At 53.2% G+C, this 23,398-nt stretch carries 22 protein-coding genes; 10 read left to right on the top strand and 12 right to left on the bottom strand.

Features of this window, described 5'->3' with window-relative positions:
- Nucleotides 1–2 precede the first annotated feature (2 nt).
- From ABWV33_RS13415 to ABWV33_RS13390, 6 genes are all read right to left on the bottom strand, one after another.
- The gene (locus ABWV33_RS13415) at nt 3–776 is read right to left on the bottom strand and encodes an ABC transporter ATP-binding protein (protein ID WP_113821639.1); all 774 of its coding nucleotides are present in this window, start codon (nt 774–776) and stop codon (nt 3–5) included.
- On the bottom strand, nt 773–1,537 hold the full coding sequence (locus tag ABWV33_RS13410) for an ABC transporter ATP-binding protein (protein WP_121997231.1): 765 nt from the start codon (nt 1,535–1,537) through the stop codon (nt 773–775). The genes ABWV33_RS13415 and ABWV33_RS13410 overlap by 4 nt, the downstream gene beginning before the upstream one ends.
- Complete coding sequence (locus ABWV33_RS13405) at nt 1,534–2,631, bottom strand: branched-chain amino acid ABC transporter permease (protein ID WP_353331385.1); 1,098 nt, start codon at nt 2,629–2,631, stop codon at nt 1,534–1,536. Before ABWV33_RS13405 ends, ABWV33_RS13410 begins: the two co-directional genes overlap by 4 nt.
- A gap of 4 nt (nt 2,632–2,635) precedes the next feature.
- Nucleotides 2,636–3,511, bottom strand: a complete 876-nt coding sequence (locus tag ABWV33_RS13400; protein ID WP_113821636.1) for a branched-chain amino acid ABC transporter permease — start codon at nt 3,509–3,511, stop codon at nt 2,636–2,638.
- Nucleotides 3,512–3,592: 81 nt separating this feature from the next.
- Nucleotides 3,593–4,621, bottom strand: coding sequence for an alcohol dehydrogenase catalytic domain-containing protein (locus ABWV33_RS13395; RefSeq protein WP_353331383.1), 1,029 nt, complete (start codon nt 4,619–4,621; stop codon nt 3,593–3,595).
- Complete coding sequence (locus ABWV33_RS13390) at nt 4,618–5,295, bottom strand: TetR/AcrR family transcriptional regulator (protein ID WP_181824507.1); 678 nt, start codon at nt 5,293–5,295, stop codon at nt 4,618–4,620. The genes ABWV33_RS13395 and ABWV33_RS13390 overlap by 4 nt, the downstream gene beginning before the upstream one ends.
- 506 nt (nt 5,296–5,801) lie before the next feature.
- Here ABWV33_RS13390 and ABWV33_RS13385 point away from each other — a divergent pair.
- Nucleotides 5,802–6,161, top strand: a complete 360-nt coding sequence (locus ABWV33_RS13385; protein ID WP_353331381.1) for a DUF2971 domain-containing protein — start codon at nt 5,802–5,804, stop codon at nt 6,159–6,161.
- A 732-nt stretch (nt 6,162–6,893) separates the two neighbouring features.
- On the opposite strand, the gene ABWV33_RS13380 is transcribed toward ABWV33_RS13385, so the two are convergent.
- From ABWV33_RS13380 to ABWV33_RS13365, 4 genes are all read right to left on the bottom strand, one after another.
- Nucleotides 6,894–8,075, bottom strand: a complete 1,182-nt coding sequence (locus ABWV33_RS13380; protein ID WP_113821632.1) for an ammonium transporter — start codon at nt 8,073–8,075, stop codon at nt 6,894–6,896.
- A 134-nt stretch (nt 8,076–8,209) separates the two neighbouring features.
- A complete protein-coding gene (locus ABWV33_RS13375) occupies nt 8,210–8,707 on the bottom strand; it encodes a CinA family protein (RefSeq protein ID WP_353331379.1) in 498 nt (165 codons plus the stop codon).
- On the bottom strand, nt 8,704–9,201 hold the full coding sequence (locus tag ABWV33_RS13370; RefSeq protein ID WP_353331377.1) for a phosphatidylglycerophosphatase A family protein: 498 nt from the start codon (nt 9,199–9,201) through the stop codon (nt 8,704–8,706). Before ABWV33_RS13370 ends, ABWV33_RS13375 begins: the two co-directional genes overlap by 4 nt.
- A complete protein-coding gene (locus tag ABWV33_RS13365; RefSeq protein ID WP_353331375.1) occupies nt 9,198–10,331 on the bottom strand; it encodes a bifunctional 2-C-methyl-D-erythritol 4-phosphate cytidylyltransferase/2-C-methyl-D-erythritol 2,4-cyclodiphosphate synthase in 1,134 nt (377 codons plus the stop codon). The genes ABWV33_RS13370 and ABWV33_RS13365 overlap by 4 nt, the downstream gene beginning before the upstream one ends.
- A gap of 183 nt (nt 10,332–10,514) precedes the next feature.
- On the opposite strand from ABWV33_RS13365, the gene dusB reads away from it, so the two are divergent.
- The 5 genes from dusB to ntrX all read left to right on the top strand — a co-directional run bounded on the left by dusB (nt 10,515) and on the right by ntrX (nt 17,738).
- Nucleotides 10,515–11,498 carry a tRNA dihydrouridine synthase DusB gene (dusB, locus tag ABWV33_RS13360; RefSeq protein WP_121997240.1) on the top strand — a complete coding sequence of 328 codons (984 nt, stop codon included), beginning with the start codon at nt 10,515–10,517 and terminating at the stop codon, nt 11,496–11,498.
- A complete protein-coding gene (locus ABWV33_RS13355) occupies nt 11,495–12,577 on the top strand; it encodes a two-component system sensor histidine kinase NtrB (RefSeq protein WP_113821627.1) in 1,083 nt (360 codons plus the stop codon). The genes dusB and ABWV33_RS13355 overlap by 4 nt, the downstream gene beginning before the upstream one ends.
- Nucleotides 12,577–13,944: a response regulator gene (locus tag ABWV33_RS13350; protein WP_113821626.1), complete on the top strand. Its 1,368-nt coding sequence runs from the start codon at nt 12,577–12,579 to the stop codon at nt 13,942–13,944. The genes ABWV33_RS13355 and ABWV33_RS13350 overlap by 1 nt, the downstream gene beginning before the upstream one ends.
- A gap of 99 nt (nt 13,945–14,043) precedes the next feature.
- Nucleotides 14,044–16,329 carry a sensor histidine kinase NtrY-like gene (locus tag ABWV33_RS13345; RefSeq protein ID WP_353331372.1) on the top strand — a complete coding sequence of 762 codons (2,286 nt, stop codon included), beginning with the start codon at nt 14,044–14,046 and terminating at the stop codon, nt 16,327–16,329.
- A complete protein-coding gene (gene ntrX, locus ABWV33_RS13340) occupies nt 16,326–17,738 on the top strand; it encodes a nitrogen assimilation response regulator NtrX (RefSeq protein WP_353331370.1) in 1,413 nt (470 codons plus the stop codon). The genes ABWV33_RS13345 and ntrX overlap by 4 nt, the downstream gene beginning before the upstream one ends.
- 58 nt (nt 17,739–17,796) lie before the next feature.
- Here the strand turns inward: ntrX and ABWV33_RS13335 are convergent, their stop codons facing one another.
- Nucleotides 17,797–18,285, bottom strand: coding sequence for a hypothetical protein (locus ABWV33_RS13335; protein WP_121997472.1), 489 nt, complete (start codon nt 18,283–18,285; stop codon nt 17,797–17,799).
- A gap of 99 nt (nt 18,286–18,384) precedes the next feature.
- Between ABWV33_RS13335 and trkA the strand changes: the two genes are divergently transcribed.
- From trkA to hflX, 4 genes are all read left to right on the top strand, one after another.
- Complete coding sequence (trkA, locus tag ABWV33_RS13330; protein ID WP_121997245.1) at nt 18,385–19,761, top strand: Trk system potassium transporter TrkA; 1,377 nt, start codon at nt 18,385–18,387, stop codon at nt 19,759–19,761.
- Nucleotides 19,761–21,299: a TrkH family potassium uptake protein gene (locus ABWV33_RS13325; protein WP_113821622.1), complete on the top strand. Its 1,539-nt coding sequence runs from the start codon at nt 19,761–19,763 to the stop codon at nt 21,297–21,299. Before trkA ends, ABWV33_RS13325 begins: the two co-directional genes overlap by 1 nt.
- Nucleotides 21,300–21,434: 135 nt before the next feature.
- Entirely contained in the window at nt 21,435–21,674 is a 240-nt protein-coding gene (gene hfq, locus ABWV33_RS13320) for an RNA chaperone Hfq (protein WP_008204623.1), read from the top strand.
- Nucleotides 21,674–22,945 carry a GTPase HflX gene (gene hflX / locus ABWV33_RS13315; protein WP_353331367.1) on the top strand — a complete coding sequence of 424 codons (1,272 nt, stop codon included), beginning with the start codon at nt 21,674–21,676 and terminating at the stop codon, nt 22,943–22,945. The genes hfq and hflX overlap by 1 nt, the downstream gene beginning before the upstream one ends.
- Nucleotides 22,946–22,951: 6 nt before the next feature.
- Here the strand turns inward: hflX and ABWV33_RS13310 are convergent, their stop codons facing one another.
- Nucleotides 22,952–23,347: an SgcJ/EcaC family oxidoreductase gene (locus ABWV33_RS13310; protein ID WP_353331365.1), complete on the bottom strand. Its 396-nt coding sequence runs from the start codon at nt 23,345–23,347 to the stop codon at nt 22,952–22,954.
- Between the last annotated feature and the right edge of the window lie 51 nt (nt 23,348–23,398).

Below are 23,398 nucleotides of genomic sequence, written 5' to 3'. Positions count from 1 at the left end.
GCTCACCTCCATGTTTTCTTGCGTTTCCAGCGGCGGGTTTCCCGTGCGCCTTCTTCCTGTACACCCAGATAGAAATTCTGGATGTCCTCAGAGGCCATCAGGGCCGCAGCTGTGCCGTCCATAACAATGCGCCCGACCTCCATGACATACCCGTCATGGGCCAGATTGAGCGCCGCGCTGGCGTTCTGTTCAACCAGCATCATTGTCATGTTTTGTTCTTCGTTGAGCCGTTTCAGGATCTCAAAGATTTCCTGCACCAACAATGGGGACAGACCCAACGAGGGTTCATCCAGCAGCATGATTTTTGGGTTGGCCATCAATCCTCGCCCAATGGCGAGCATCTGTTGTTGCCCACCTGACAGCGTGCCGGATTCTTGATTGCGGCGTTCTTTCAGGATCGGGAAATAGTTGAATACCAGTTCACGGTCACGTTCGATCTGGGCTTTGTCATTGGACGTGTAGGCCCCAAGGCTCAGGTTTTCGTCAACGGTGAGCAGTGGGAAAACTTCGCGGCCTTCAGGCACATGAACGATACCTTGTTGAACAACTTTGTGCGGCTCTGAGCCTTGGATCTGACGACCGTCAAACTCGATGGTTCCTTTTTCTGGATCCATCACGCCCGACACTGTCTTCATCAACGTCGTCTTGCCGGCACCATTGGCTCCAAGGATTGACACGATCCGACCGGGATGCACATCCAAAGACACACCGCGTATGGCCATGATTGGGCCATAAAAACTTTCGATATTGCGGATTTTTAGAATGGGTTCGCTCATGATGCTTTCCCCAGATAGGCTTCGATAACGGCGGGGTGGGCCTGAACCTCAGCGGGGGTGCCAAGCGCTAGTTTTGCACCATCGGCCATGGCCAGAACGCGATCGGAAACACCTGACACTAACCCCATGTCGTGTTCCACCATCAAGACAGTGATCCCCATTTGACGGCGAATGTCATCAATCCACCAACGCATGTCGGTGGTTTCCTCGACCGAAAGGCCTGAGGCAGGTTCGTCCAACAGCAGCAATTTGGGATCCGTGGCAAGAGCGCGGGCAACTTCGACAACTTTGCGCACGCCGTAAGGCAAGCCAGCAATCATTTTGTCGCGATAGGCCTGCAGATCAAGGAAATCGATGATCTCTTCAACCTTTTCCCGGTTCTCCATTTCCTGCCGTTTGGCAGACGGGGTAAAGAAAATCTCACTCAGCAAGTTTGTTTGGCGATGCCGGTGTCGACCAACCAACAGGTTTTGCAAAACCGTGGCATGTTCGAACAGTTCGATGTTCTGGAATGTGCGCGCCACCCCATAGGCGGCAACGCCAGATGGTTTCACCTTTAACAAGTCATGTCCATCAAATCGGATTTTTCCGGCATAGGGATCATAGAAACGAGAAATCAGATTAAAGACGGTCGATTTACCAGCGCCGTTAGGGCCGACGATCGCAAACACTTCACCTTCTTCGACAGAGAATGACAGATCGTCAACTGCCGTCAGGCCACCAAATTTTAGAGTGACGTTTTCAAGCTCAAGCAGACTCATCTTAGGCGCTCCGTCTTGAGGTAGGATTTCTGCCGCTTGAACATGTCTTTGCGGTAGAAGGGGAACAATTCGAACCATGTTCGGATTTTCAGCCAACGGCCGTAAATCCCCATCGGTTCAAACAGAATAAAGGCTATCAGGATCATACCAAAGATACCAAACTCTAGACCAGGAATAGCCACGGTTGATCCTCCAAACACAGCGCCGACATACTCTTTCGAGATGGATAGAAACTGAGGGAGGAAACCGATAACGATCGCACCAAAGAAGGCACCATGAATTGAACCAAGCCCACCGATGACGATCATCATCAGCAATTGGATTGAAATCACGACGCTGAAGGTTTCGTTGTTGAACGCGGTCGCATAAAGCCCCATCAGGGCCCCAGCCAAACCGGTCACGGCACACGACAGTCCAAATGAGATGGCTTTGGTGCGAGAGACATCGATGCCCATCGCTTGAGCAGATACTTCGCTATCACGAACCGCGATAAAGCTGCGTCCCAGGGGGGCCCGAAGCAGATTTATGTATCCAAGCGTTACGATGACGGTGACGGCCAATGTGAGCCAATAGAATTCTTTAGGAGTGCTCCAACGATCAATCATGATGCCAAAAACATTCACGGCTGGCGCGTATTTACCGCCAACACCGCCGGTCCAGGGTTCCGTCAGCACGATGATATCGTCGACAAGAATCGACATGGCAAGGGTCGCAATAGCCAGATAGACCCCATGCAACCTGAGAGCTGGGATGGCAACAATAACGCCGACTAACCCGGTGATCAGACCGGCGAGAGGAAAGGCCAGCATGAAAGGCACACCAGCTTCGATCAGAATGATATTTGCGTAGCAGCCAAAGGCCAGAAAAGCGGCATGTCCCAGGCTTGCTTGACCGGTATGACCTGTCAGAACCATAAGACCCAACCCAGCGATCGCCCATATCAGGACGTTGGTGAGTTCCCCAAGGTAGAAGTCATCCAAGATCCACGGGGCAATGACCACAGCCACCAAGAGCAGCAAATAGAGGCTGAGCTGATATCCGTCTTTCCATGGGCGAATGTCTTGCATGTAGTCGGTTTTGAAAACTATCCGCATATGCTTATACCTTCTTGACGCGCACTTGGCTGAAAAGCCCGTGCGGACGGAAGATCAGCACGGCTAGCAGCAATGCGTATGGTGCAATCTGGCTGTAACCTGCAGCGATATAGCGGCTGGCAAAGGGTTCGATTACGCCAACTATCAATCCACCTGCTAAGGCCCCAGGTAAACTGCCGAACCCGCCGATTACAGCGGCGGCAAAGGCTTTAATCCCCATCAATCCTGCGTTGGGATCAACTGATCCTTTTGCAGCGAATAGGATGCCAGCAACACAAGCCACCACACCGGCAAGGGCCCAGATAAGTCCTTGAACCCGCTTTACCGGAATTCCCATGTAATAGGCTGCCAACTGGTTTTGTGATGCGCCCTGCATGGCAAGGCCCAGTTTGGTTTTGCTGAAGAAGACATATAAGCCCCACGTCAATAGCAGCGTAACGACGATAACCGCAACGTCTTCCATACCGAGTACAAGACCGCCAAAAGCCAGCTCTTTTCCGGCCAATGGGTTTTGTAATGTTTGCGGTTCATGTCCCCAGATCAGACCAGCAAAGAACCGGATGACGAACCCAAGCGCGATCGTCAGGATAACCACTGACGTTTGGCTTTCCCCAAACATGCGGCGGATGACAAAGCGATCCAGTAAATAGCCAAGTAGCGCCATCAGGCCCATTGATAGTGGTAAAGCCATCCAAAATGGCAGGCCCATATATTCGGTGTTTGTAAGTCCGATGGTGACAAAGGCCCCCAGCATCATGAAATCGCCCTGCGCGAAATTCACGGCTTCGGTCGCCTTGTAGATCAACACAAAGCCAAGCGCGATAAGGCCATAAACACAGCCATTCGCCAGCCCGCTGATCAGCAGCTGCAAGTTATCCAAAATTTTCCTCCCTGCACCGGTATCCCGGTGTCTGTTGATAAGCCCCTGACGCTCCTCACTTCATCGGGGGCCTGGTAACTACTATGGCGTGATCATCACCTTTCCGTCTGGCTTTTTCAGCGCATCGGCGAGATCTGACACAACGTCACGCAGTGGTACGTGGACTGAAACGTCGGTTTTCCAGCGCCCATCTGCAAACCGTGCCTGAACTTCGCCTGCAACACGAGCTTGATCAGTGGGTGGTGTATCCCGCATCCAAGCTGTCAACCAGAATCCTTCGATCCGTTTGCCCATGAGAATGAGTTGACCCATTTGCGTCAATTTCGGCACTTCGGCATCCAATTTGCCATAGCTGATCCAGCGCGCTCTGTTTGGCATAGCAACAAAGACTTGTTCCGAGAGCTGATCAGACACCGCATCCAAGAAAACACGTGGCTTCATTTGTGCACTAAGGGTCGAGAACTGCTTGAGGAATTCGGGATCAGTCGTCACTAAAACCTCGGCAGCACCGTGGGCTTTGAGCGTTTCAACAGCCTCGGTACGGCGAACAAGAGCAATGGGTTTGAGACCCATGTCCCGCCCCAGGGCGCACATCAATTTCCCCAATTGGCTTGAGGCCGCAGACACAACAAATGCGTCACCTTCGGATCGCGCAATATCTACCATGGCCATGGCAGTCATTGGATTCACGATCTGTGCTGAACCGTCCTCGTCAGAGATGTCGGGACGCAAAGGGATGCACATCATGGCCTCGGTCATAGCATATTCAGCCCATGCACCTGATCCAGAGGCGACAAATGCCACCCGCTGCCCCATCAGAGCGTCGGCACCTTTGCCAGTGGCAACAACGTCGCCGCAACCTTCGAACCCAGCGGGAGCCCCTTTTACGCGCGGTTGTCCATATTCGCCTTTGATGAAATGCGTATCCGACGGATTTACGGACGCCATTCGCAGCCTGATCAGGACCTGACCGGGGCCAGGAGCTGGGACCGCAATATCAGCGCCTTCTAACCAATCAGCCGCATCCGCAATGGCTGGGCCCGTTGCTTTGCCGGAATAGCCGTCGTGACGTTGCAAAACGGCAAACATCGTTTCAGGAACAGAACTCATGAGGGAACCTCTTGTGTGGTGTAACTTTGTGTTTCAGTGGTGACGCCAAGCCCCAAGAGAGAATAGCGCAGAACATCTTCGGTGATGGCGTGCAGGCTTTCTGCTGTGTCGGTATCGCGGGGACGGAACCAGAAAACAGGCCCATTGAGGGCGCTGAAAAAGCTTTGGACCGTGATGGATTGCGACGGGCCGACATGGAGCTGCCCTTCGGCAGCGCCTTGGGCAATAACGGCTCTAAATTGGCTTTCGTACTCGTCCCGACGCGCCAGATGGCGCTCCATCTCTTCGCGCTGAAACTGTGTGGTGGTGGAATACCGGTTCATCTGCAAACCATCCATCAGCACCTGCATGTAGGGGTGTTGGTAAAGGATGGCCCGAACATGACCCCGTGCCATGGCAATCAAACGATCAATCGTAGGCGCATCGGAATTAAACCCAGTGCGCGTGCCATCAAAAACGTGATCCATTGCGCGGTCACGAACCGCGTTGAAAAGATCCATTTTTGACGGAAAATAGTGATAAACGCGCCCCTTGGTGGCTCCTAGGTGGCGCGCCACTGTGTCAATCGAAGTCGCAGCAAATCCCCTGCTTTGAAAACACTGCGCGGCTGCGAACAGCAATTCTTCGTAACGTTCAGAGCGATCATTGCGTGGAGAAAGAGCAGTTTGGGGCACGATATAGCTGCCTTGAAATTGACGATGCGATGGAGGCAGGCAAACATACTACCCGGTAGGTCGTCAACGGAACGTGGCATATGACGTTACGGGAAGGGGCGTAGTGGGAGTGGGGAGCGCGGCAAGGATTTTGGTGTAGCGCGACAGGGATTTTTGCAAACTGGAACAGAGATATTTGCAGCAACTGTTTTTGGTGGTCCGAGCGGGTAGGCATTGTTCTTGCGGCGATAGAAGACAGAAACTAGTTTCCCTAGTGCCGTAGAATCATTCTCTGGAGCCACCCTTTGAGTACCGACTTTCTTCACTACTATTGTTCCTCATCGACATTTTTGAAGTTGATCAAAGGCCGCAGGCTATGGCTAACCGATCTTACCGCATCGAACGATAGCGCAGAGGGCATTTGGGCTAGAGACAGTGTTCTGAAGAAGTTCAGGTTTTAACAAAAATTCGACATTCAAAAGCACGAAGGCGCGAAGCTTGGTATTTCATCCGCCATGAGAGAACACGTGGCTTTGGGAATGTGTTTGTCGGGGAAAGATGATTTGCTGAGTCAATGGCGAGGATACGCGGATCAAGGACGAGGGGTTTGCTTGTCATTTCGCCGTGAAAGCTTATTTGAACTCGTTGAATTCTGCGGCGACAAGTATCCAAGACTTAGGTTGCAAGAAATTAACTATGACGAAGCTTACCTTCTTGGTGGGCGTCCTTCCAGAGAACTTACTGATTTGGTCAACGCAGCCTTTTCAAGTTGGATCAACAACTTTGAAATGGACGCTGGTGGGTTCGGCGGTTCTGCTTCAATCGCATATGATCCAAAAAAGAGAGAAGCTGAAACTGAAGCGGTCACTGCTTTGTATTGTTCTTAAAACAGCGCGTTCGGAGAAGAAAATGAGTGGCGTCTCATGATGGTTGAAAGGCCGAGAAAAATAGCCGATCTAGGTTTTCGGGAGCATGATGGATGGCTATCACCCAAAGTTGAGATAGACTTTAATCCGTCTCTGATACACTCGATACGTCTCGGTCCCAAGAACCCAAGCCGTAGGGAAAAAGTCGAAGAACTTCTTGATCGTTTGGGAGCAGGCCAGGCAGCGGTTTACCGAAGTAATGCCACATTACGCTAAGATGTATTAAGTCAGTGCCCGATGGGGGCTGACCGGGGCAACTATTTCCAACCAATACATGTTATAACCTCATCATACTGAACAAAGCTTTGTACTTTTCAAACGCTGCATTGGTCGGGCCGTAACGTAACAGAGATTTTTGCAAACACCCCGACCCGCCTCTCCGAAACGTTCAAAAGAGGCCAAGCTGGAGCTTTCTAAATGGTCTTTGAAACCTCGTTCAAAAACTCTGCAAACGCGCTTGCTGCTGCCATTGGGACCACCCCGTTACCGGCTGCAGCGGATAGGTCCAACCCATCTTCGCTGCGTTAACACGAGATGGTCGTAAGTCTGATGCAAGGGAATGTGTGCCTATGGCTGAGCCGCGCATCGGACCCGCACTCGAGGTCCGCAAGTCGGCTCAGAAAAAAGGAAAGCGGGCCCGTTAATGTGGCCCGCTTCCCAACCCCCGTAAGGGCAGAACATGCTGAGGTGGGCTCAGCTGCTCATGTCATAGGCCCGTTCTCCGTGAACGCTTAGGTCTAGGCCATTTGTCTCGGTTTCGGCGTCTACGCGAAGCGGGGTCACCAGTGCAACCGCTTTTACCAAGACAACGGTCACTACGGTGGTAAAGAGACCAACAATTGCCAATCCGCCCAACTGTGCCGTCCATGTGCCCAAACCAAAGACCGCAATCATGATTGTGCCAAAGATGCCCCCGATCCCGTGGACGGCAAAGACGTCCAGCGTATCGTCGATCTTGAGGATGTTTCGTACAACATTGACAGCTTCCTGACACAGGATACCGGCGACAGCGCCGATGATCAGGGCCTGGATCGGGTCAACAAAACCGGACGCCGGAGTGATAGACGCCAGACCCGCGATTGTGCCCGTTACCAAACCAACAAGAGAGGCTTTGCCGTATTTGATTTTTTCCCAGAGAGCCCACGACAACGAGGCGGCTGCAGCTGAAATATGGGTTACAGTCATTGCCATGGCTGCACCGCCATCTGCCGCGAGCTGAGACCCGCCGTTAAAGCCAAACCAACCAACCCAGAGCATCGCGGCACCGATCATAACAAATCCAGGATTATGCGGCGGGGTCGTGCGGTGGCGACGTGGACCAAGGAACGCGGCGATGATCAGCGCCGCCAAACCCGCAGTTTCGTGCACGACGATACCGCCGGCAAAGTCCTTCACGCCGATTTCGCCAAAGAGCCCACCATCAGATAGGAAACCGCCGCCCCAGATCCAGTGAACAACAGGCGCATAACAGACCAGCATCCAAAGACCCGAGAACAACAGAACAAAACCAAATCCAACGCGTTCCACATACGCGCCCACGATCAGGGCAGGCGTAATAATGGCAAATGTCATTTGAAAGGCAAAGAACAGGATTTCGGGTAAAGTGCCGCTGAGACTGTCCGCTGTGATCCCGATCAAAAGCAGCTTATCCAAGCCGCCCCAATAGCCGCTTGTTCCACTACCAAAAGCGATGGAATAGCCAGCGACCATCCACAGTATGCTCATCAAGCAGGCGATAGCAAAGCAATGCATAAACACGCTGAGCACATTTCGCGCTCGCACCAGTCCACCGTAAAACAATGCCAATCCAGGCAATGTCATGAAAAGAACCAGGGCTGTCGCCACTATGATCCAGGCTGTATCGGCACCGTTCATGGGCCTCTCCTTTGCAATCCGCGTATGGGTTGCTCAGGGTTCAAGCGAAAGGAGGTTGTAGAAAAAAGAGGCAAGGGCTCTTAAATGCGCCAGTTCTTGACGCATTTTTTGAATTGACTAATAATGTGGCGTTTTCAGGCTGTATCGCCTCGTTTTTCACCGATGCGTAAAAGTCCCTTGTGTAACAGGGTCAGCGCATGATTGCGGGCTTTTAGTCGAACATTATCCCGTCCGATGGCGCCAAATTCGATGGTTTCGACCTGCGTGTCGATCCCGCGACCTGACAGTCCAAAGCAAACACGCCCTTCGGGTTTGTGTTCGGATCCTCCCGGCCCAGCAATGCCCGTGATTGAAACCGTTAGGTGCACGGGCGCATGGCTCAAGGCGCCTTCTGCCATTTCTTGAGCGACCTGTTCGGAAACTGCTCCATGCGCATCAAGGGTTGTCAGTTTGACGCCCAGCATTTCTTGCTTGGCCAAATTAGTATAGGTTACAAAACCGCGCTCTACGACTGACGAGCTACCGGGAATGTCGGTTAGAGCGGCAGCGACGAGGCCCCCTGTGCAACTTTCAGCGGTTGCGATCATGACACCCAGGTCACGCGCTCTGTTCAAGAGATCGGTAACCGTCATAAACCGAGCACCCCGTGTGAAAACCCGGCAAGCAGGATAACTCCGATTGCGGCAAAAACACCTGCAATCAAGTCATCTAGCATCACACCCAATGCATCACCGCGGCGGTCTGCCCAACCAATCGGTCCCGGTTTGGTAATGTCAAAAAGGCGAAATAGTGCGAAACCTGCAATCCAACCTGGCCACAGGGCAGTGATCGGAATGTCATTTGCCCATGCCGGGTAAGAAATGGCCATCAGGGCAATGAACTGACCAGCGACCTCATCAATTACAATCTCAGAGGGATCGTGATCCTCCTTACCTGCTGTCATCACACCCGTGGCCCAGATGCCTGCAAAGATCACGATGAAGGTGGCAATGAGCAAAAGAGGAAAACCGCCCAATGAGTGCAAAACCAAAACCATGGGCAGAGCGGCGAAAGACCCCCAGGTACCGGGGGCAGGGCGCAGATAGCCAACACCGCCAACGGTGCCGATTAATGTGGCGATGTTCATGCCGACACCAGACAGGCGGTTGCCTGCGCAGCAATGCCTTCGCCGCGCCCGGTGAAGCCCAGTTTTTCTGATGTGGTCGCTTTGACTGAAACTCGATCGACTCTCAGTCCCATGATGCGGGCCATTTCAGTACGCATTGTTACAGCATGTGGTCCGACTTTGGGAAACTCACAGATGAGCGTGCAGTCGACGTTTGAAATGCGATACCCCATTGATTTTGCCAACTCGACTGCGTGCTGCAGAAAGATCTCGCTGGCAGCCCCTTTCCATTGGGCATCTGAGGGAGGAAAATGTTGGCCAATGTCTCCACAGGCCAAGGCGCCATAGATCGCATCTGTTACCGCATGCATGCCGACATCGGCGTCAGAATGGCCCTGCAGTCCGCGCTCAAAAGGAACAGCAACGCCGCACAAGACCACGTGGTCACCTGGTCCAAAGCGGTGCACGTCGAACCCATTGCCAAGTCTGATATCCATGTCTGTCCTCAATAGTCTTTCGGCGCGGGCAAAATCCTCGGGCCGTGTGATTTTGATATTATCTGAATCGCCCGGAACGATTGTGACGGTCATACCTGCAGCGCGTGCGACTTCGACATCATCAGCAGCTCCGCCCGGATGAGAAGCGTGTGCAGCTACAATTGCATCATAGCGAAACCCTTGTGGTGTTTGCGCGGCATACAAGCCATCGCGCTCTTGCACGCCAGTCACGTTATCGAATTCGCCAGTCCACAAGGCATCTGTGACTGCCAAGCCGGGTGCCGCCGCAGGTGAGTGCTCCAACGCGTCCAGAACGTCATTGATTACGCGGTGCGATACACAGGGGCGGGCGACATCGTGGATCAGAATTTTGGTCACACCATACCCTGAAAGAACGGCCAGTCCGTTTTGAACGGAGTCAGCCCGGTTGGCCCCGCCGTGTGCAAGAATAAAATCGGTGCTCTCAAACTCGGCCCAAGCTTGGCGATCGTCTTCCGCTAAGACCAGAACAATGTGATCCACCTTCAGCGATGTAAATTGTTGTAGTGCCCAATCGGCGACCCGCTTTCCGGCCAGAGGGCGCCATTGTTTGGGAACGCCGCCTCCGGCGCGTTGTCCGCGACCTGCGGCGACAATCAGAGCTGCTGTGGTCATCGAATGTCTCTCTGTTACGTGTCGCCTGTATTTAGGCTGTGCCGACTGTCTGAGCAATCACCTGCGTCAACGTGCTTAAATTTTAGGCAAATGCTGTTTTGGTGAGCCTTGAAACACACCGTTCCATTGTGCAGTTACAGCCCTCTCGATAGAAAAGCCTCACTTGCACAAGGATTAGGCACATTGACCCTGCGTCTTGCCGATAAACAAATCAACGCTCCGGTGGTTCTGGCCCCGATGGCTGGAATCACCGATCGTCCGTTCCGTGATCTCGTCATGGGGTTCGGTGCTGGGATGGTGGTGAGTGAAATGGTTGCCAGTCAAGAAATGGTGCAATCCAAACCAGGTGTTCGGGAAAGGGCCGAACTGAGTGCGAATGTCGAAAACACCGCGGTGCAACTTGCCGGCCGCGAGGCTTACTGGATGGCCGAGGCCGCACGACAGGTTGCTGATCGTGGCGCTCAGATGATCGATATCAACATGGGCTGCCCCGCCAAAAAGGTCACAAATGGGTATTCTGGTTCTGCTTTGCTTAAAACTCCGGACCACGCGCTCACATTGATCGAGGCCGTTGTTGGGGCCGTCGATGTGCCGGTGACTTTGAAAACCCGATTGGGTTGGGATGACAAGTTGCTGAATGCCCCAGATGTTGCCCGCCGTGCCCAAGATGCTGGGGTGCAGATGGTGACAATCCACGGTCGCACTCGATGCCAGTTTTACAAAGGGTCAGCGGACTGGCTGGCGATCCGTGCAGTCAAAGATGCCGTGACCATCCCGGTGATTGCGAATGGGGATATCACGAGCACCAAGCGCGCGCGCACCGCACTTGTCCAGTCACAAGCCAATGGCGTGATGGTCGGCCGGGGCGCGCAGGGGCGCCCTTGGTTGTTGGCTCAGATTGCACATGATCTTTGGGGGCAGCCCGCGCCCAAGATCCCGGGTGGGCAAGACTTGGTTGATTTGGTTTGCGCGCACTATGAGGCGATGCTTGCTTTCTATGGAGTCGATCTCGGTCTTCGGGTTTCGCGCAAGCATTTGGGCTGGTACATGGACGAAGCTTCAACCCCAGCCCCAATGCGACGGGCGGTATTGACGGCCAAAGCCCCGGACAAAGTGTTGTCTCTGTTGCCAGAGGCATTGATGTTCGCCCCGGAGGAAGCGGTATGACGTCAGATCACGCCATTTGGGCCTCTTTGCCGGTCCCTGCTTTTCTGATCGACGATCGGGATCGCATTGCTGATGTAAATTCAGCAGGCGAAGGGTTCCTGAACGCTTCGGTCAAAGCAATCACCGGCAATCCTGTATGGGATCAGATTGCAATTGATGCGCCCATAGAAGAAGCCTTTGAGAGGGCGCGATCGAACGGGACGCCCTTGTTTGTAAACGACATCGATGTTGGATCAGGTCAACGTGCACCGTTGCAATGCGCATTGCAGATCGCGCCATTGCAAGGGCACCCGGGTACCATGATCTTGATCATCACCCCGCGAGAGCTGGCGGGGCGCATGACGCAAAACCATTCCGTAAAGTCGGCGGCCCAATCTGCCATTGGCATGGCTGAAATGTTGGCGCATGAAATCAAGAACCCGCTGGCTGGTATTACCGGTGCCGCGCAACTTCTTAGCATGAACCTTCCGGCAGAAGATCTTGAATTAACTGACCTTATTGTTGAAGAGAGCCGTCGGATTGTTAAGCTTTTGGAGCAGGTGGAACAGTTTGGAAACCTGTCGGCTCCCGATTTCAAACCTGTAAATATCCATGACGTTCTAGATCGCGCGCGCCGATCAGCGGTATTAGGTTTCGGCGCGCATATGACCATTATCGAGGATTATGATCCTTCGTTGCCAATGGCCTATGGCGATCCTGATCAGTTGCTGCAGGTGGTCTTGAATCTGCTCAAGAACGCTTCTGAAGCTGCAAATCCCAAGGGCGGAACAATTAGGCTGCGGAGTTATTACGAGCATTCGTTCCGGATGCGCCGTAGCGATGGCAGTGGTCAATCGTTGCCTTTGCAAATCGAAATCATCGATGACGGTCCCGGGCTGCCGGACAAAATCCGGGCCGATATTTTTGATCCGTTTGTTTCGGGGCGTGAGAACGGAACCGGTCTTGGCCTCGCTCTGGTAAGCAAGATCATTTCGGACCATGACGGCTGGATATCGGTCACTTCGGTTCCGGGAAAAACGGTGTTTCGACTATCCCTACCGCGTGTTCCGCGCCCCAAATCACAAGAGGAGTCGCTCTGATGGATGGTACTGTTCTGGTCGCTGATGATGATCGCACAATTCGTACGGTGCTGACACAGGCTTTGACACGCGCCGGGTGCAAGGTGCATGCAACCAGTTCGCTTACAACACTGATGCGCTGGGTTGCCGAAGGAAAGGGCGATGTGGTCATTTCCGACGTCATTATGCCGGACGGCAACGGTTTGGAAATGCTACCGAAAATTGCTGAGGATCGGCCAGGGTTGCCGGTTATCGTCATCTCTGCTCAGAACACGATCATGACAGCGATTCAGGCGGCTGAGGCAGAGGCCTATGATTACCTCCCCAAACCGTTTGACCTGCCTGATTTGATGAAACGCACGGCGCGTGCGTTGGAGCAAAAACAGCGACACAGCTCGCCGACACAACAAACCAGTTCTGAGCGCCCTGAAGAACTGCCCCTTGTGGGGCGGACGCCGGTAATGCAATCGCTCTATCGTTTGATCGCCAAGGTCATGAATACCGATTTGCCCGTTGTGATATCTGGCGAAAGCGGAACCGGTAAATCTTTGATTGCAAGGGCCTTACACGACTTTTCAGACCGCAGAACCCTGCCATTTGTGACGGTGACTGGCGCTGACTTGCAAGATCTAGAAGGGCCTGCGCGTGTCTTGGCACGCGTCAAGGGTGGCACGTTGCTGGTGGATGAAATTGCCGATCTCGACGACGAGGTGCAGGCACGTTTGGTGCGTATGATAGACGCCCCGGGCGAGCATGTGCCGCGGTTCATGGCGACAAGTCAGGGCGATTTGGCAGCTGCGATGGAGGCCGGACAGGTTCGGCAAGACCTGTATTATCGGTTGTGTGGCGCACCTGTGCATGTTCCAGCCGTGCGCGAGCGCGTAGATGACATTCCTCTTTTGACAGAGCATTTTCTAGCCAAAGCTGAGCGTGAAGGCATGCCTAAACGCTGGTTGAGCGCAGATGCAGCGGACTTGTTCCGGATTTATTCTTGGCCGGGCAATGTTCGTCAGCTCGAAAATGCCATCCGGCGGTTGGGATTAACCAGCCGTGCAGATGAAATCACCCGAGCTGAAGTTGAGGCGGTTTTAGGGAGTCAGCCCGAGGTCGAGCCCGTGCTTGGGGGCGGGGACCGCGAAAAACTCTCGGCGTCGGTTGCACGGCACCTGCGTCGATATTTTGATTTGCATGGGAACATGTTGCCGCCACCGGGGCTGTATCCGCGAATCTTACGTGAGATTGAGGCGCCCCTGATTGAGATTGCGTTAGATGCTACAGGGGGAAATCAGGCAAAATGCGCGGACCTGTTAGGCATTAACCGTAATACGTTGCGGAAAAAAATCACTGACCTCGATATTCAGGTGACACGGCGCCGCAAACTGATGTAATATCGCCACACAAACCGTGGCATCCATGCTTCAGTATGGTAAAGACCACGATATATGGCGGTTCGTTGCGCGAGCAACACATCAGAATGAGGGCAGCAAGTGGCAACTCGGTCACAGCAAGGGCCGATCAATTGGATCAGCCGGGTGCGAAAAACCAGAAGGGCCCGTAGTATCGGGACCTTAGGGTTGGTTGTTTTGGGCCCGGTTCTGACGTTGGCGACCTATCTCGTCTTTGGGCCATTTGATCTGGGCGTTTCCGCGCCGGCTCTGCGATTTATTCTACTCGCAGATCTGGTTTATATTCTTGTTCTAGCTGCCTTGGTACTGGGGCAAGTGGGGCGATTGGTAGCTGCGCGTCGGGCCAAATCTGCCGGGTCTAGGCTTCACCTTAGGTTGATTGGTGTTTTCACTCTCTTAGCGCTTATTCCAACGGTGACTGTGGCTATTTTTGCCGGTTTGACCGTGAATATCGGCCTTGAAGGATGGTTTTCTGACCGCGTCCGCGAGGTTGTTGGATCGTCTTTATCCGCAGCCGAAGCGTATGAGGACGAACATCAGCAAGGACTTAGTCAGGATGCGCTTGCCTTAGCCCGTTTTCTGGATCAGGCACGAGGGCGAAACTTTTTCATTAGTGATGCTGAACTGAGAAGCGTCCTGGCCCAAGGCCAGTCCCAAATTCAACGAGGGCTGCGTGAGGCCTATGTGATTGATGGCGTGGGTGAAATTCGCGCGCGTGGTGACCGGTCTTACCTTTTTGATTTTGAGCAGCCGACGAAAGCGCAAATTAGTGATGCAACCAAGAGCGGACAGTTGATTATCCAAGATTGGGATAACAACGAATTCCGGGCTTTGGTGCCGTTACAAGCGTATGTTGATCGATATTTGTATGTCAGCCGTGACGTTGATGGGCAGATCTTGAATTTGCTGGATGACACCAAAGAAACGGTACGCCTGTATCAACAATTGGAAAGCGACCGAGGGCGTGTGCTGTTTGAATTTGGCCTGCTGTATCTGGGATTTGCTGTGATTTTGATCTTGGCGGCTGTCTGGTTGGGGCTGTGGTTCGCTGAGCGATTGTCACGCCCTGTTGGGCGTTTGACCACAGCTGCGCAACGCGTGGGTGCCGGGGATTTGGGCGTGCAGGTTGTCGAAGAGGATGGAGATGATGAGATCGCTATGCTGGGGCGTTATTTCAACCAAATGACCCGTCAACTCAAAGGACAGCGCGACGCCCTGCTTGAAAATACGCATCAAATCGAAATGCGTCGTCGGATGTTTGACTCCGTTTTGTCCTCGGTCACATCTGGTGTGGTGGGGTTGGACTCTGATGGCCGTGTGACCTTTGTTAATCGTTCTGCAGAGCGGTTGTTGGATTGGCATGGGGATGAGCGGACTTTGGCCTTGGGGGTTGCTGTGCCCGAATTCCTGCCACTGTTCGATGCGCTTCAAACAAGTGGATCCGAGAGCATTCAGGACGAAGTTAAAGTCACCCGCAAAGGGCAGTTGGAAAATCTGCTGGTTCGTATGGCAACGCGACGTGGTGAAGACAACGGCTTAGAGGGGTATGTGGTCGCCTTTGATGATGTGACGGATCTGGTCAGTGCCCAACGCATGGCTGCTTGGGGCGATGTAGCACGCCGGATCGCGCATGAAATCAAAAACCCCTTGACCCCAATTCAGTTGAGTGCGGAACGTATCAAGCGCAAATTCGCTCGTATGCTGCCGGACGAGGATCGGGATAAGTTGGAATCCATGACGGATGTTATTATTCGTCAAACCAATGATTTGCGTCGTATTGTTGATGAGTTTTCGAAGTTTGCTCGTATGCCAGCCCCCGAAAAGCGAGAAGAGGATCTGACAAGATTAGTCCGTGACGCAGTTCTGTTGCAACAAACTGGCCAGCCGGATGTACATATACGTTCTGTATTGCCTGATCGGGAATTACCTGTGGATATCGATGCGACGATGCTTGGACAAGCGTTGACGAACCTGATCAAGAATGCAGGCGAAGCGATCGAGACATTAAAGGCCGCGGGGACAGTTCAAGACCTGACGCCACAAATCGAAGTGATACTCGAAGCCGTTGAAAACGGAAGCGTCATCACGATCGCTGACAACGGGATTGGCCTGCCTGAAGATCGGGCGCGGTTGTTTGAACCTTATGTCACAACTCGCGACGAAGGGACCGGCCTCGGCCTCCCAATTGTTAAGAAAATCATCGAAGAACACGGTGGCACACTCGTTCTTGAGGATGCGCCGATTTTTGACGGGCAAAGCCATTTCGGGGCGAAGGCGGTGATCCGTCTTCCGAAAACGGACCGGCAGCCCAAACAAGCACCAACTGTTCTGGTGCCAAAGACAAACAGTGAAAGCAGGGTAATATGAGTGATATTCTGATCGTTGACGATGAGCGCGATATTCGCGAACTGGTTTCTGACATTCTTCAGGATGAAGGGTATTCTACACGTCTTGCGGGCAATTCAGATGATTGCATGACTGCGATCAATGATGAACCTCCGGGCCTATTGATCTTAGATATCTGGTTGAAAGACAGCCGCATGGACGGGATCGACATTCTGAAGGCGGTCAAACGGGACAACCCGGATGTACCGGTCGTGATTATCTCGGGACATGGTAACATAGAAATCGCCGTTGCCGCGATCAAACAGGGGGCCTACGATTTCATTGAAAAACCCTTCAACATAGATCAGTTGATGGTTGTTATACGTCGCGCAATGGAGGCATCGGTCCTGCGTCGCGAGAACAGTTCGCTTAAGCGGCGCGAAGTGACAAGTGCTGAAATGATCGGGAATTCGGCCTCGTATCGGACTATGTTAGGGCAGCTGGATAAAGTCACCAAATCCAATGGGCGTGTTATGCTCAAGGGGCCGGCAGGATCCGGCAAAGAGATCGCAGCGCGGTATATTCACGCCAACTCCAACCGTTCCAGTGCGCCTTTTGTGACAGTGAACTGTGCAGGTATCGAACCAGATCGCGTCGAAGAGGTCTTGTTCGGGCGCGAAACGTCAGAACGCGGAGTTGAAACGGGCTTGTTGGAGCAGGCCCATGGTGGTGTGGTTTACTTCGACGAAGTCGCGGATATGCCTTTGGGTACGCAATCTAAAATTCTGCGCGTGTTGGTCGATCAGCAATTCCAGCGTGTTGGGGGGGCAGACAAGGTGCGGGTGGATTTGCGTGTTATTTCCTCGACCAACAAGGATCTAGATACTGAAATTCAGGCGGATCGGTTCCGCGAAGAGCTGTACCATCGTTTGAATGTTGTCCCGATTGCTGTTCCGTCTCTTGAAGAGCGCCGCGAAGATATCCCTGTCCTGGCAGAGCATTTCATTGAAATGTGCAACGGGACCCAAGGCCTGCCACTACGCGAGCTCAGCGATGAAGCGATTGCTTTGCTGCAAACCATGATTTGGCCTGGCAATGTGCGCCAGCTGAAGAATTTGGTCGAACGGGTCCTAATTTTGGGCGACAGCACAGGTCCGATTGAGGCACGGGAGTTGCCAAATGACGAAGAGAAAACCACCGAAGATGGCCGGGTCGTTTTGTCGGGGGCGCTTGCGACACTGCCCCTGAGAGAAGCTCGCGAAGCTTTTGAGCGGGAATACCTACTTACTCAAATTAACCGTTTTGGGGGTAACATCAGCCGCACCGCCAGCTTTGTTGGGATGGAACGGAGTGCCTTGCACCGCAAGCTGAAATCGCTCGGCGTTGTAACGTCAAACAAAGCCGGAGCGCGGGTCGCGCATGTTGATGATGTGTCAGAGGCGGTGGAATAACCCACCGCCACTAAGGCAGATCGCGTGCATTGGTTATGAGACTGAGACCCAAAGCTGGTTATCCCTGTTTGCTCTTAACTTGCGAGATGATTTGGAAACCACCGTCCTCGTTCTTGATGTAACAGGAAGTTTCTGTCAGCGAGGGCAGGGTTGTCGTTGTAGCAATGGGCGCGCTTGCTTTCACACCGGCACTACAGAGTGGGATTGAGACCGGTGAATATCCCTTGTTTGCCATGCACTGAGTCAGCACGCGATTGCGCAAATCCTTGTTGACGTCCACTGAATAAATCCCGCCATCTACCCAATACCCCGGGCGATACCAACAATTACCAGCTCCGTTGCAGATCGATGAACCGGGGTAGTAGATAGGTGGGCGTTGCCGGATCTGCTCGGATATCGGAACATCCTTCAGAGCTTTGACTTCGCAATTGGTCTCGTCAGTTTGTAGCCGTGTGACAGTGGCGCCAGGTTTGTAATATACATCAAGCGGCCCGGTGCAGGCACCGAGGACAAGCGTAAGCGGTAGAAAATGAATAGAAACTCTCATTGTGCTATTGTGCGAGGTTGGGGGCGATTTGACAATTGAATTGACGCTCCAAATTGCATCTGCCATTCAAAACATTCAGGCATTAAAGGGCCCAGAACCATGAAGGTAATCATTTGCGGTGCAGGTCAGGTTGGATGGCAAATTGCGCGCCACCTTTCGGGAGAGCACAACGATGTCACTGTGGTTGATAGCAACCCAGATCTGGTCCGCCGTGCCACCGACTCTTTAGACGTTCAAGGTATTGCTGGATTTGCCAGCTATCCTGATGTTTTGGACCGTGCGGGCGCGCGGGATGCTGACATGATCATTGCAGCCACGTATTCGGATGAAGTCAATATGGTGACCTGCCAAGTGGCGCATTCAGTGTTTGGAATCCAACGGAAAATCGCGCGCTTGCGATCTCAGAGTTATCTAACGGCCATATATTCGGATCTCTATCGACGGGATCATCTGCCTATTGATGTTGTGATCAGCCCTGAACGCGAAGTTGCGGCGGCCGCAATGCGACGTCTCTCGGCTCCGGCGGCATTTGATACCGAAGTGTTCATGGATGGACAGGCGCAGTTGTTGGGTGTTTCGATTGGGGAAGATTGCCCCATCGTGAACACGCCGTTGCGGCAGTTAACCGACCTATTTTCCACATTGCGATCAATAGTTGTCGGTGTGCGCCGCAAGGGGTCGCTGTTTGCACCGGAGCCAAATGATCAATTGTTCGTTGATGATGAATGTTACGTTTTCACACACGTAGACGACGTTAACAGAACGATGGAGGTATTTGGGAAAGAGCAGAAAAAACAGGATCGTGTTGTCATCGTTGGAGGTGGGAACGTTGGGTTGGAAGTGGCCAAAACACTGGAAGAACAGGAAGGTCGAATTCGGTCAAAGGTGATCGAGCGGGATCGCCCCAGTGCTGAACGTGCCGCCGAGGTTCTTGAGCGGACGATCGTATTGTTTGGGGATGGGCTGGATTCGTCTTTGTTGAGCGAGGCGGGAATCGCGCGAGCGGATGCGATGTTGGCGGTTACAGATGACGATAAAACCAACATGTTGGCTGCTGTCCGGGCTAAAGCCGAAGGATGTCCGCTTGCCATTGCTTTGATCAACGACCCTACCTTAGTTCCGCTTATGGGGCCCTTGGGGATTGATGCATATATCAATCCGCGGGCCACGACCGTGAGTTCGATTTTGCGGCACATCCGCCATGGGCGCGTGCGGCAAGTCTACTCTATCGGTGATGCTGAAGCTGAGGTGATTGAGGCCGAAGTGCTTTCGACGTCACCCATGGCGGGGCAAAAGCTACGTGATATTGATTTTCCAGAAGGAGTTTTGGTGGGGGCTGTGCGCAAAGATGATCAGGTGCTGCGGCCCACTGGAAGCCTCAGGATTGAAGCGGGGGATGTTGTCGCAATCTTTGCAATGGCCGATGATGTTCCAGAAGTAGAACGTCTGATGCAGGTTTCGATCGACTTTTTCTAATGCGGCATAGCAAGCAACAAAACCTGTCGACTTTAAGACGGCTGCCACTGTTCCTGTTGATTTGGGGCGTAACGGCGTTGTCGATGTGGATCCCTGCATTGCTTGCACTGAACCAAGACAATCACCCGGTCTCTCGGTCCTTCTTCTACTCTGGCATTCTGGGCATCATCATTGTGACGATGATTGCGATCTCGATGCAAAACCGGGTCCCTCGGTATGGGACTCTTGGGCAACTTTTGGCACTGTTGGCAACTTTTGCGTTCCTGCCTGTGTTCTTGGCGGTGCCCCTACATGATGCCCTGCAAACCACCAGCTTTCTGAACGCCTACTTTGATATGGTAAGCGCCATCACAACGACTGGGGCGGACATGTTTCCAGATCCAGACCGGTTGCCATCGGCCGTGCATTTGTGGCGGGCCATGGTCGGATGGATGGGCGGTCTTTTGATGTGGATAGCTGCCTCTGCGATCCTTGCGCCTTTATCCCTTGGTGGGTTTGAGGTTACGACGCGAGGAGAACCGGGACGAGCCGTGGCGGGATTGGCGCAAATTGAACGTGCCGATCCTAGGGGTAGATTATTGCGCGTGGTAAGAACCCTGGCCCCGATTTACGTGGCGCTCACGACTGTTGTCTGGGTCTTGTTGTTAATCGCAGGCGAGCAGGCGTTAACCGCAATTTGTCATGCTATGTCCGTTTTGGCTACCTCGGGGATTTCCCCGGTGGGTGGGATGAACGGGTCAACCGCAGGCATCACAGGTGAAGTGATTTTGTTTCTGTTTATGTTCTTTGCGCTGTCACGTTTGACGTTCTCATCAGATACCGCAACGAGTGGGTATTCCCGGCTAGACAAAGATCCAGAGTTCCGCATCGGATTGATGATAGTTGTCGGGGTCCCCATTTTGCTATTCTTGCGGCACTGGCTGGCGGCTTACGAGATCAGTACCTCGGAAAACTTATGGCTCGGATTGCGCTCGTTGTGGGGAGGGATGTTCACGGTAATGTCTTTTCTCACCACGACCGGCTTTGAAAGCAACGATTGGGAAGAGGCCCGGAAATGGTCTGGTCTGGGGACACCGGGTCTGATCCTGATGGGCCTTGCAATGATCGGAGGAGGGGTCGCCACAACCGCGGGCGGCGTCAAGCTGTTGCGTGTGTTTGCGTTATACCTAAACGGGCTGCGCGAAATGGAACGACTTGTGCACCCGTCGTCTGTCAGTGGCGAAGGCGGCGGTAACCGTCGCATTCAAAAAGATGGTGCGTTTATTGCGTGGGTTTTCTTTATGATGTTCGCGTTGTCTCTAGCAGTGATCTGCCTTGCTCTGTCTGCGCTTGGATCCGGGTTTGACGAGGCTTTGATCCTTGGGATTTCAGCGCTGACAACAACGGGACCGCTGATCCAGTTAGCCAGCGAAGTTCCGATTCGACTGACGGATCTGGGGCCCGCAGCCAAAGGCGTTATGTGTGCAGCCATGGTTATCGGACGTCTGGAAACCCTCGCGATCATCGCATTGATCACGCCAAATTTGTGGAGAAACTAATTTTGTGTCTGGGTCATTCCGGCTGACCAATCGCTTTTTCGGCTGGAATCTCTCTTAATGGCACTCCATACTCTTTTCACAGGGTACGCGTTGATCCGCAGCGCGTTGTAAGAACAAAGGCGAGAATTCAATAAAATGGCTTCGGACAGACAGAATCTGCAGGATGCGTTCCTGAATCATGTGCGGAAAACCAAAGTTCCGGTCACAATTTTCCTGATCAACGGCGTGAAATTGCAGGGTGTTATCACCTGGTTCGACAATTTCTGTGTGCTTTTGCGCCGCGACGGACAGTCGCAGCTTGTCTATAAACACGCAATTTCGACAATTATGCCGGCACAGCCGATCAGTCTTTATGAGGGCGAAGACGCCTCTTGATGGAACATGATAGGGTCCTCACCCGCGCTTGGGTGTTGCACCCAGAAATAAAATCCGACCAAGACCGCCGCGACCCCAAACCGGCGCTGCAAGAAGCTGTCGCTCTGGCTGCGGCTTTGCCTGACCTTGATGTGGTCGGGTCAGATATCGTGCGCTTGCCCAAAGCGCATGCTGGGCATTTGTTCGGATCTGGCAAAATTCAAGAATTGCACGATACGCTGCACGCGGCCGAGATTGATTTGGTCTTGATCGATGGACCGGTGACACCGGTGCAGCAACGCAATTTGGAGAAGGCTTGGGGCGTTAAAATTCTGGACCGAACCGGCCTGATCCTTGAGATTTTTAGTGACCGAGCACGGACACGCGAGGGTGTTTTGCAGGTCGAGATGGCTGCGCTCAGCTATCAACGGACGCGATTGGTTCGGGCATGGACACACCTAGAACGTCAACGTGGCGGACTTGGGTTCGTTGGGGGGCCGGGTGAAACCCAGATTGAAGCGGACCGTCGCGCCATCGATGATCAGCTGGTCCGCTTGCGTCGTCAACTGGATAAGGTTGTGAAAACACGCACGTTGCACCGGGCGGCACGGGCCAAGGTTCCGTACCCAATTGTTGCGCTTGTTGGTTATACCAACGCTGGAAAGTCGACGCTTTTCAACCGTTTGACTGGTGCCGATGTTATGGCCAAAGATATGCTCTTTGCCACACTTGATCCAACCATGCGCAGGGTCGTTTTGCCTGATGGGCCCGAGGTGATCTTGTCTGACACTGTGGGGTTCATTTCCAGTCTTCCAACTGAATTGGTCGCGTCATTTCGTGCGACCCTTGAGGAAGTCTTGGGGGCTGATCTAATCATTCATGTCCGCGACATCAGTCATGCGGATACCGAAACACAGGCTACAGACGTTGAAACCATCCTTAGCACCCTAGGGATTGATACAGAGCGTCCACGGCTCGAAGTTTGGAACAAGATTGATCTTCTGGACGCAGAGGAAGGCGACGCCATTCGGGCGCGGGCAGAGCGCGATCCGGCTGTATTTGGTATTTCGGCGGTCACCGGCGAAGGTCTGGATACGCTTCTGGAGACGATCGCCGAGCAAATCCAGGGTGCACGTCATGTGACTGAAATGGTCTTGGGGTTTTCCGAAGGCAAAAAACGGGCGTGGCTGTTTCAACAAGATTTGGTGATTTCGGAAACTCAATCCGAAGATGGATTTGTGTTGACCGTTCAATGGACGGCCGTCCAACAGGCGCAGTTTGACTCTTTGTAAAAACGATCAGCGCCCTTCAATCTGGCGCTGATAATCATCGGCATCGAACCAACCAAGCGACGAAACGACTTGGTAGTCACTGTTCAACTCCCATTCCTCCCATCCTCCAACGACAACGTGGTTTTTGGTTTCCGCGTGGTGCCCCTCAAGCGTCCATATGAATATTGCGTGGCTCCCGGCACGACGCATTAAATCGCATCGGACCTCCAAATCTGGAAACTCAGCATAGAACCCGGCGGCCATCTCAATAATCGAGGCACGTCCTTTCAGAACCTCGCCTTGGTTAATACAAATTTGCCCGTCCTGAGCATAAAACCCAGCGACTGCCGCAGGATCGCCAGAACTCCACGCGATGGCATATTCCTGCGCGAGGGTTTGCAAAATATCACGTGCACTTGCCATAAACGAATTCCTCCAATTGAACCTTAGGCTACGTCAAAGTTGGGGCTCACG

It is taken from the genome of Phaeobacter sp. NW0010-22 (assembly GCF_040365955.1).
GTDB lineage: Bacteria > Pseudomonadota > Alphaproteobacteria > Rhodobacterales > Rhodobacteraceae > OMPR01.
The sequence above is the reverse complement of the archived record's forward strand: the minus strand, read 5'-3'. Positions and strand labels throughout refer to the sequence as shown.

Coding starts and splice junctions, on each gene's coding strand:
- ABWV33_RS13415 (WP_113821639.1), bottom strand. CDS start 776: ATGAGCGAACCCATTCTAAAAATCCGCAATATCGAAAGTTTTTATGGC.
- ABWV33_RS13410 (WP_121997231.1), bottom strand. CDS start 1,537: ATGAGTCTGCTTGAGCTTGAAAACGTCACTCTAAAATTTGGTGGCCTG.
- ABWV33_RS13405 (WP_353331385.1), bottom strand. CDS start 2,631: ATGCGGATAGTTTTCAAAACCGACTACATGCAAGACATTCGCCCATGG.
- ABWV33_RS13395 (WP_353331383.1), bottom strand. CDS start 4,621: ATGAGTTCTGTTCCTGAAACGATGTTTGCCGTTTTGCAACGTCACGAC.
- ABWV33_RS13380 (WP_113821632.1), bottom strand. CDS start 8,075: ATGAACGGTGCCGATACAGCCTGGATCATAGTGGCGACAGCCCTGGTT.
- ABWV33_RS13375 (WP_353331379.1), bottom strand. CDS start 8,707: ATGACGGTTACCGATCTCTTGAACAGAGCGCGTGACCTGGGTGTCATG.
- ABWV33_RS13370 (WP_353331377.1), bottom strand. CDS start 9,201: ATGAACATCGCCACATTAATCGGCACCGTTGGCGGTGTTGGCTATCTG.
- ABWV33_RS13365 (WP_353331375.1), bottom strand. CDS start 10,331: ATGACCACAGCAGCTCTGATTGTCGCCGCAGGTCGCGGACAACGCGCC.
- ABWV33_RS13355 (WP_113821627.1), top strand. CDS start 11,495: ATGACGTCAGATCACGCCATTTGGGCCTCTTTGCCGGTCCCTGCTTTT.
- ABWV33_RS13350 (WP_113821626.1), top strand. CDS start 12,577: ATGGATGGTACTGTTCTGGTCGCTGATGATGATCGCACAATTCGTACG.
- ntrX (WP_353331370.1), top strand. CDS start 16,326: ATGAGTGATATTCTGATCGTTGACGATGAGCGCGATATTCGCGAACTG.
- ABWV33_RS13335 (WP_121997472.1), bottom strand. CDS start 18,285: ATGAGAGTTTCTATTCATTTTCTACCGCTTACGCTTGTCCTCGGTGCC.
- trkA (WP_121997245.1), top strand. CDS start 18,385: ATGAAGGTAATCATTTGCGGTGCAGGTCAGGTTGGATGGCAAATTGCG.
- ABWV33_RS13325 (WP_113821622.1), top strand. CDS start 19,761: ATGCGGCATAGCAAGCAACAAAACCTGTCGACTTTAAGACGGCTGCCA.
- hfq (WP_008204623.1), top strand. CDS start 21,435: ATGGCTTCGGACAGACAGAATCTGCAGGATGCGTTCCTGAATCATGTG.
- hflX (WP_353331367.1), top strand. CDS start 21,674: ATGGAACATGATAGGGTCCTCACCCGCGCTTGGGTGTTGCACCCAGAA.
- ABWV33_RS13310 (WP_353331365.1), bottom strand. CDS start 23,347: ATGGCAAGTGCACGTGATATTTTGCAAACCCTCGCGCAGGAATATGCC.